Here is a 6,280-nt window from a genome sequence, read left to right on the forward strand (position 1 = left end):
GCCGGTAAGCGCTTATCCTAGATATAAAGACTATTACTCACGTGCCTTGCCGCCTCTCACGGCGGGCGCATACTGCAGAAGAAAGAATTCCGTGGAGCAACGCAATATTCGAATTGTGGCAGTCGGCGATGACCTGCTCGCCGGTGTTGGCGATCCCCGTACCCTCGGCTGGTTTGGTCGTGTTATGGCGCGCACCCCGCAGACCACTGCATCCATTGCGGCATATAACCTTGCCGCCCCCAATGAAGGTAGCGAGCAGTTGAATGCACGCTGGTTCGAGGAGGCGCGCCGCCGCTTCGTTCCCGGTGCTGATAACCGCCTCATTATTGCTCCGTCGACCTTTGACATTGATTTGGGTCTGACCAGCGCTCGTTCGCGTTTGAACCTGGCGAACATTGTGGACATGGCGTCGCAGAACAACATTAAGGTCCTGGTTGTTGGTCCGCCGCCGACCCTGGACGCTGAGCGTAACCGCCGTATCGCTGACCTGTCGGCGGCGTACGCGGATGTGGTGACCCGCCGTAACCATGTGTACGTGGATACGTTCAACCCGCTGTTGCATCACGAGCAGTGGCGCAACGACCTTGCCGCTAATGACGGCCGTCCGGGTCAGTCCGGTTACGGTCTGATGGCGTGGCTGGTTCTGCACCGCGGCTGGTACAACTGGCTGAACATTCCTGAGCACGGCTAAGAGCCCGCTCCCCCCGCTGGGGTTGTGAGCTGATGCGAAGAAAGTTCGTGTTTTTTAGCTCATATCCCGGTTCCAAGATGCAATCATGCCGTTTCTATGAAAAAATAGACGGCGTTGCCCTTATAGCGTGGAGCACCGGTTTTCGGTGACCGCCTCTGCTAGGGCAGGTAATAGGGGGCACGCACCGCGAAGGTGGGGCGTGCATCCATGAACACTATAAGGAGGCTCTGATGAGCAAGCGCGGTCGTAAGCGCAAGGACCGTCGTAAGGGCGGCGCAAACCACGGTAAGCGCCCCAACGCATAAGGTATCTTGCATACACTTTAAAACCCCGGCGTTTCGGATATTATTCGGACCCGGGGTTTTGCTTTACCCGCAGATGTTTGTGCACATTCTGCGGAATAAAGAGAAGAATTCTACGTTATGGAAGTGAACGCTTGGCGCGTTCCTGTAGAGGAGAAACATGGCTGAAACCAACACCGCGGCGGATACCCGCAAGCTACGCGAACGCTTTACCGCGGACGCTATGCAGTATGTGGATCAGCTCTACGCTGCCGCCCTGCGGATGAGCCGCAACTCTGCCGATGCTGAAGACTTGGTGCAGGAAACCTACATGAAGGCTTTTGCTTCGTACCACCAGTTCACCGAGGGTACGAACCTGAAGGCGTGGCTGTACCGCATCCTGACGAATACGTACATCAATTTGTACCGTAAGCGTCAGCGTGAGCCGCAGCAGTCTCAGGGTGAGACGGTGGAGGATTGGCAGCTGGCTCAGGCCGGTGAGCATGATGCGGTGGGTCTGCGTTCTGCTGAAGCGGAGGCGCTGAGTGCCCTGCCGAATACGGAGGTTCGTGAGGCTCTGAACGAGCTCTCTGAGGATTTCCGCATGGTGGTGTACTACTCCGATGTGGAGGGTTTCGCGTACAAGGATATTGCGGAGATTCTGGATATCCCCATGGGCACGGTAATGTCTCGTCTGCATCGTGGCCGCCGGATTCTGCGCGAGAAGCTGCTCGATTATGCGCGTGAGAACGGTCTGCGCCCTTCGACTATCGCAAAGGTAGAAGCGAAGGCTGAGGCGAAAGCTGCACCGAAGGCAGGTGCTAAGGCGCAGCCGGCTAAGGCTGCCAAGCCAAGGGCGTAAAGTCCCCACCGGCGAGCTCTCGTTCTGAGGCGCCTGCGGATTCTTAGCTCCGCTCTTCTACACGTGAGTTAGCCCCCCCCATGAGGTTGAGGCTAAACTCCCCTAACGCTTTATACCTTCCGTGTGAAAGGAACCCCGATGTCAACCACAGACAAGAATTCTTCTGTCCCCGAAGCCTCCGCGGCTTCTGAGCCGCTAGAGGATTGCGGCGGCCAGCCCTGCTCGTCGTCCCTCAAGCGCCTCTATGAATTCCTCGATAGGGAGCTGAGCCCCGAGCAGCTGCGCACAGTTCAGGCGCATCTGGATGCCTGCCCCGAGTGCGCGGATGTGAAGGACTTTGAGCTGATGATTCGTGAGAAGATGCGTTCTTCGTGCGCTCAGCAGGCGCCCGAGCAGCTGAAGGCTCGTCTGCTGCAGGATGTGCAGAAGTTCTGCGCCGAGGCTAACCTCTAAGCTGCCCCAAGCTGTTGCCCCGCTGGGGGTACAGACATCTGATGATGAGTGAAGGCGGTGCACCAATAACGGTGCACCGCCTTTACGCGTATTGATTGGTTCGTGTTGCTTGGTTCGCGCTGCCTATCTCATCGCTGGAGCCCTCAGCGGCTCGCAAACCCTCAACCGGTAGAATAGGGGTAGACATCAACCGGCGCAGCGTCTCTGAGTCTGCGCCCTCCCCATGATTTGAACCAGAAGAGGATATATGAGCGACGCAGCAGTGCAGCTTTCCCCCGGTGATTGGCCCGCTCCCCTGGCACCCGCCTCCAGCGAAGCCGCTGGCAAGAACGCGCTGGTGCATATTCCGGGTTCTAAGTCGCTCACGAACCGTTATCTGCTGCTTGCTGCTCTGGCTGATTCCCCCTCGTATTTGCGTGCGCCGCTGCATTCGCGCGATTCGGCGCTGATGATTGAGGCGTTGCGCCAGCTGGGTGCGGGTATTGAGCTGGTTCCGACCGATTCGCCGTTCGGTCCGGATGTTAAGGTTACTCCCCTAAGCTTTGTGGAAGCGCATTCCGCACAGGCTCAGTCCGATTCCGCTCAGTCGCGCACCGTGTCGATTGAGTGCGGTCTTGCCGGTACCGTGATGCGTTTTGTGCCCGCCCTGGCGGCGCTGCTGCCGGGTGAGTTCGCTTTTGACGGTGACCCGCACGCCCGTCAACGTCCGATGGGTCCGGTTCTGGAGGGTCTGCGTCAGCTGGGTGTGCAGGTGGATTGTGAGCAGGGCGAGAACGCTCTGCCCTTCGTGCTGCGCTCCCCCGGCCTGGCGAGCGCAGAGGGTGTTTCTGAGGCGCCCGTGGTTCGTATTGATGCTTCGACGTCGTCCCAGTTCGTTTCGGCGCTGTTGCTGATGGCGCCTCGCCTGCCGCAGGGCATGGTGCTGGTGCACGAGGGCTCTTCGGTGCCGTCCATCCCGCACATTCAGATGACCGTGGAGGCGCTACGCCAGATGGGTATTCGGGTGCAGGAGCACTACCCGAACCAAGGCAACGAAGCAGAGGGCGGCGAGTACCGTTGGACGGTTCACCCCGGTTCTTTCCCCGGCTTTGAGATGACCATTGAGCCGGACCTTTCGAATGCCGGTCCGTTCCTTGCCGCCGCCGTGGTTACCGGCGAGTCGGTGACTATTCCTCACTGGCCGGCACCCGCGGCTGATTCTTCGGCGGGTACGACCCAGGTGGGCGATATGTGGCGTGAGCTTCTGCCCGCGCTGGGTGCGCAGGTTCGCTACGCTGAGGGCCGTCTGACTGTGACCGGTCCGGCGCAGCTTCCCGAGGGTGACTTCTCCTTTGACCTTTCTGCCGGTGGCGAGCTGGCGCCGACCATGGCGGCTGCCTGCGCCTTCGTGAAGGGCCGCGTTGAGCTGACCGGCATTGCGCATCTGCGCGGTCATGAGACGGACCGCCTCGCAGCGCTCGCCGCTGAGATTAACCGTCTGGGCGGCACCGCCCACGACACCGCCGATTCGCTGGTGATTGAGGCGCCCATCCCCGCTGCCGCTGAGGCTGCGCCGGTTCTGGCGCGCACCTACGACGATCACCGCATGGCAACCTTCGCGGCGATTATTGGTTTGCGCCGCCCCAATGTGGTGGTGCAGAACGTAGCCACCGTGGCTAAGACCCTGCCCGAATTTACCGCAATGTGGGAGGACATGCTGGCGCAATGGCAGGTCGGCGCTTCCACCTCTGACGTTACCGCCGACCAGGAGGTCTTCTAAATGGGTTCTTCCCGCATGAACGTGCGCGATTTCTCCGAATGGGATGAGTCGGATGTGCGCGTGCGCCCAAACAAGAAGGGCTCCCGCCCCCGCACGAAGGACCGCCCGACCTTCAAAGAAGCGATTCGTGGCAGGGTCATTACGGTGGACCGCGGCCGCTGGTCGGTCGTCGTTGATGAGGGTACCGAGAAGGAGCGTACCCTCATTGCGGCGCGCGCTAAGGAACTGCGCCGCACCGCGATTGTGACCGGCGACTTTGTGGACCTGGTGGGTGATACCTCCGGTGCGAAGGATACCCTGGCGCGCATTGTGCGGCTGGGCGAGCGCACCTCGATTCTGCGCCGTAGCGCCGATGACACCGACCCGTCGGAGCGCGTGGTCGTGGCGAATGCTCAGCAGCTGGTGATTGTGGTTGCTGCGGCGAACCCGGAGCCGCGCACCGGCTTCATTGACCGTGCCGTGGTGGCGGCGTTTGACGCCGGGATTGAGCCGATCCTGTGCATTACGAAGACCGATGTGCGGTACCCGCAGAACCTGCTGGATTACTATGCGGCGAGCGGTTTGAAGATTGTGCTGTCTTCGTCTTCGGATGGTTTGGCGCCGAGCCAGGAGGGCGCTGCCGGTTTGGAGTCGGCACCGGTTCAGGAGCTTCTGCAGGAGCTGCTGGGTCAGGTGTCGGTGCTTCTGGGCCATTCGGGTGTGGGTAAGTCGACCCTGGTGAATGCGCTGACCGGCTCTGAGCGTGCGACCGGTCATGTGAACGCGGTGACGGGTCGTGGCCGCCATACTTCCTCGTCGGCGTTGGCGTTGCGTCCGGTGAATGCGAATGGCGATCCGATGGAGCCGGGCACCTGGATTATTGACACTCCGGGTATTCGTTCTTTCGGTCTGGCACATGTGCCGCCGGAGACCGTGGTGGAGGCGTTCGTGGACTTGGCACCCGGTGCGGCGGATTGCCCGAAGGCGTGTACTCACGCGGCACAGGCTCCCGAGTGCGGTCTGGAGGCGTACGTTGCTGCCGGTCACGCCGGTGAGAGCGGCCCGGCCCGCCTGGAGTCCTTGCGTAAGCTGCTGCTGTTGACTCCTGAAGAGGGCGATTCGGAGAAGGAACTGGGCGCTCTCGTCTAGGTTCTCTCCACTGCATTACACACAGCACTACACGCACATTTTTGCTGACTACATCACCGAATACTGAAGAAGAGCATTACTATGAGCCGTCCCCAGCAGTACACCGACGATTTGCGTCTTGCGCATATTCTTGCCGATAGCGTCGATCGTGTGAGCGCCATGCGTTTTCGTGACCGCCCGGTCTTCTCCCCCGCTTCCGAGGTGGTAGAGCCCGCCGAGGCGGCACCCGCCGCGGCACCGTTGGCGCCGTGGCAGCAGGCTACTCAGCAGCCCGTAGAACCGCAGGCGCAGGTGCAGGAGCCTGCCGATTACGCCTCGAGTGTGGCTCAGGAAGTTGAAGAGCTTCTGCGCGCGCAGCTGTCGCGTGTGCGTACTCGTGACGGTATTGCCGGTGCCCATGCCGGCTATAACGGTCAGGCGGCGCGCCAGTGGGTGATTGCACCGATTGCTGAGCAGGATAATTTTCGCCGCGGCGTGCCGGTGTGGGCGACTCTGATTGCTTTGCTGGATCAGGGTGAGCCGGTGGTGGGTGTGGTGTCTGCACCCGCGCTGGGTCGCCGCTGGTGGGCTGCTCGCGGCTCGGGCGCGTACACGGGTAAGTCTTTGGCGCAGGCGACTCGTCTTGAGGTGTCTTCGCTGACTCAGCTGGATCAGCTGTCTGCCGCGTACACCGATCTCTCCTCCTGGAAGGCGGCCTCTGAAGGCGCTGTGGACCGCTCTGGCGAGCTTGTACAGCTTCTGTGCTCAGTGGGTCGTTCCCGTGCGTACGGTTCGTTCTGGGCGGCGTGTATGCTCGCTGAGGGTGCTGTGGACACCGTCGTGGACGCATCCCTGTCGTTCTACGAGGTGGCGGCGCTACTGCCGCTGATTCGCGAGGCTGGCGGCGTCGCCTCCACCCTGGAGGGCGATTTGCCCGAGCACGCGGGCATTTCAGTCGCCGGTGTGCACCCGGTGTCCCTGGTGGCAAGTAATACGGCGGCGGTCCAGCAGCAGGTGCTGGAGGCGCTCGCACCCCGTTCCTAGATTCTCTCCGCCCCTAGCCCCTCCCCCGGTGACGGTGACAATATAGCGAGGCGGCGGCTTTCCGGTAAGTGGAAAGCCGCCGC

The 6,280-nt window shown here is 61.4% G+C and carries 7 protein-coding genes; all 7 read left to right on the forward strand.

Annotated elements, in window-relative coordinates; genetic code table 11:
- The first annotated feature begins 91 nt into the window (after nucleotides 1-91).
- The 7 genes from HMPREF2528_RS08710 (at nucleotide 92) to HMPREF2528_RS08735 (ending at nucleotide 6,197) form a co-directional block, all read left to right on the forward strand.
- Nucleotides 92-691, forward strand: coding sequence for a GDSL-type esterase/lipase family protein (locus tag HMPREF2528_RS08710; protein WP_005505446.1), 600 nt, complete (start codon nucleotides 92-94; stop codon nucleotides 689-691).
- A 230-nt stretch (nucleotides 692-921) separates the two neighbouring features.
- Nucleotides 922-996, forward strand: coding sequence for a 50S ribosomal protein bL37 (locus HMPREF2528_RS09340; RefSeq protein ID WP_095343185.1), 75 nt, complete (start codon nucleotides 922-924; stop codon nucleotides 994-996).
- A gap of 157 nt (nucleotides 997-1,153) precedes the next feature.
- Nucleotides 1,154-1,834: a sigma-70 family RNA polymerase sigma factor gene (locus HMPREF2528_RS08715; RefSeq protein WP_246823923.1), complete on the forward strand. Its 681-nt coding sequence runs from the start codon at nucleotides 1,154-1,156 to the stop codon at nucleotides 1,832-1,834.
- Nucleotides 1,835-1,972: 138 nt separating this feature from the next.
- Complete coding sequence (gene rsrA / locus HMPREF2528_RS08720; RefSeq protein WP_049337831.1) at nucleotides 1,973-2,287, forward strand: mycothiol system anti-sigma-R factor; 315 nt, start codon at nucleotides 1,973-1,975, stop codon at nucleotides 2,285-2,287.
- Nucleotides 2,288-2,534: 247 nt separating this feature from the next.
- Entirely contained in the window at nucleotides 2,535-4,046 is a 1,512-nt protein-coding gene (aroA, locus tag HMPREF2528_RS08725; protein WP_070543749.1) for a 3-phosphoshikimate 1-carboxyvinyltransferase, read from the forward strand.
- On the forward strand, nucleotides 4,047-5,174 hold the full coding sequence (gene rsgA / locus HMPREF2528_RS08730) for a ribosome small subunit-dependent GTPase A (RefSeq protein ID WP_012903240.1): 1,128 nt from the start codon (nucleotides 4,047-4,049) through the stop codon (nucleotides 5,172-5,174). It begins immediately after the preceding gene.
- An 81-nt stretch (nucleotides 5,175-5,255) separates the two neighbouring features.
- The gene (locus tag HMPREF2528_RS08735; RefSeq protein WP_049347237.1) at nucleotides 5,256-6,197 is read left to right on the forward strand and encodes an inositol monophosphatase family protein; all 942 of its coding nucleotides are present in this window, start codon (nucleotides 5,256-5,258) and stop codon (nucleotides 6,195-6,197) included.
- Nucleotides 6,198-6,280 lie beyond the last annotated feature (83 nt).

The sequence above is a fragment of the Rothia sp. HMSC078H08 genome (assembly GCF_001808955.1).
Lineage (GTDB): Bacteria > Actinomycetota > Actinomycetes > Actinomycetales > Micrococcaceae > Rothia.

What these genes read in the sequence shown, in the direction of transcription:
- aroA (WP_070543749.1), top strand. Translation starts at nt 2,535, where the DNA reads ATGAGCGACGCAGCAGTGCAGCTTTCCCCCGGTGATTGGCCCGCTCCC.
- HMPREF2528_RS08715 (WP_246823923.1), top strand. Translation starts at nt 1,154, where the DNA reads ATGGCTGAAACCAACACCGCGGCGGATACCCGCAAGCTACGCGAACGC.
- rsgA (WP_012903240.1), top strand. Translation starts at nt 4,047, where the DNA reads ATGGGTTCTTCCCGCATGAACGTGCGCGATTTCTCCGAATGGGATGAG.
- rsrA (WP_049337831.1), top strand. Translation starts at nt 1,973, where the DNA reads ATGTCAACCACAGACAAGAATTCTTCTGTCCCCGAAGCCTCCGCGGCT.
- HMPREF2528_RS08735 (WP_049347237.1), top strand. Translation starts at nt 5,256, where the DNA reads ATGAGCCGTCCCCAGCAGTACACCGACGATTTGCGTCTTGCGCATATT.